3 protein-coding genes are annotated in these 1,554 nt (G+C 69.9%); all 3 read right to left on the minus strand.

Annotation, left to right across the window (positions count from 1 at the left end):
• On the minus strand, nucleotides 1-578 hold a 578-nt coding region (locus DEIPI_RS0117255), incomplete at its 3' end, for a CoA transferase subunit B (RefSeq protein WP_027482584.1).
• Nucleotide 579: 1 nt separating this feature from the next.
• Nucleotides 580-1,287: a CoA transferase subunit A gene (locus tag DEIPI_RS0117260; protein ID WP_027482585.1), complete on the minus strand. Its 708-nt coding sequence runs from the start codon at nucleotides 1,285-1,287 to the stop codon at nucleotides 580-582.
• A gap of 70 nt (nucleotides 1,288-1,357) precedes the next feature.
• Nucleotides 1,358-1,554: alpha/beta fold hydrolase (locus DEIPI_RS40195; protein ID WP_045234600.1), on the minus strand; the 197-nt coding region annotated here is incomplete at its 5' end.

Raw genomic sequence — 1,554 nt, forward strand, 5'->3', positions numbered from 1 at the left:
CCGGGCGCGAGCTCCACGAGGACGAGGCCGCGCTCGGTCACGTCGAGGACGCACAGGTCCGTGACGATGCGGTCCACGACGCCCTGACCCGTGAGGGGCAGCGTGCACTCCGCGAGGATCTTGTGCTCGCCGCTCTTGGCGGTGTGCTCCATCAGCACGACGACGCGCTGCACGCCCGCGACGAGGTCCATCGCGCCGCCCATGCCCTTGACCATCTTGCCGGGAATCATCCAGTTGGCGAGGTCGCCGGTCTCGCTGACCTGCATCGCGCCGAGAATGGCGAGGTTCACGTGCCCGCCGCGGATCATGGCGAAGCTGTCGGCGCTGCTGAAGAAGCTCGCGCCGGGCAGGGCCGTCACGGTCTGCTTGCCCGCGTTGATGAGGTCGGGGTCCACCTCGTCCTCGGTAGGGAAGGGCCCGATGCCGAGGAGGCCGTTCTCGGACTGCAGCATCACGTCCATGCCCTCCGGGATGAAGTTCGCGACGAGGGTGGGCAGACCGATGCCGAGGTTCACGTAGTAGCCGTCTCGCAGCTCGCGCGCGGCGCGCTGGGCCATCTCGTTGCGGTTCCAGCTCACGTCAGACCTCCGCTTTCTGACGCACGGTGCGCTGCTCGACGCGCTTCTCGGGCGTGGGGTTGAGGACGAGGCGCTGCACGAAGATGCCGGGCGTGTGGATCTCGTCGGGGTCGAGCTCGCCGATCTCCACGATCTCCTCGACCTCCGCGACGGTGACGCGTCCGCTCGTCGCGACCATCGGGTTGAAGTTGCGCGCCGTCTTGCGGTAGACGAGGTTGCCCGCGCGGTCCGCCTTCCAGGCCTTCACGAGGGCGACGTCGGCGCGGATGCCGCGCTCGAGGATGTACGTCTCGCCGTCGAAGACCTTGTGCTCCTTGCCGTCGGCGACGACGGTGCCGACGCCGGTCTTGGTGTAGAAGCCGGGGATGCCCGCGCCGCCCGCGCGCAGCCGCTCGGCGAGGGTGCCCTGCGGGACGAATTCGAGTTCGAGCTCGCCCGCGAGGTACTGGCGTTCGAACTCCTTGTTCTCGCCGACGTAGCTGCTGACCATCCTGCGGATCTGGCGGGTTTCGAGCAGCAGCCCGAGGCCCCAGCCGTCCACGCCCGCGTTGTTGCTGACGACGGTGAGGTCGCGGGCGCCCGTGTCGCGCAGGGCGAGGATGAGGGCCTCGGGGATGCCGCACAGGCCGAAGCCGCCGACGGCGAGGAGCATGCCGTCCTTGACGACGTCGCCGAGCGCCTCGGGGGCGCTGCCGTAGAGCTTGTTCATGGTCCTCCTTGGGGAGACGGGGAAGTGAGGGTGGTCCTGCCCACAGCATACCGAACGAGCGTTCGTGTCTTCAGGCGGGCGCCGCGTTCACGCGGTCCACGAAGGCCGCGAGCAGCGCGCGGAAGCCCTGCGGGTCCTCCTGCGGGAAGCCGTGTCCGCGCCCCGCGAGCACGTGGGCGTCCACACCGAGGTCCCGCCCGAGCGCCCGCGTCATGTCGGGCGTGACGAGCGCGTCGAGCTCCCCGCCGAGCACCAGCGTGGGCAGCG

Source organism: Deinococcus pimensis DSM 21231 (genome assembly GCF_000519345.1).
GTDB classification, from domain to species: Bacteria; Deinococcota; Deinococci; order Deinococcales; family Deinococcaceae; genus Deinococcus_A; species Deinococcus_A pimensis.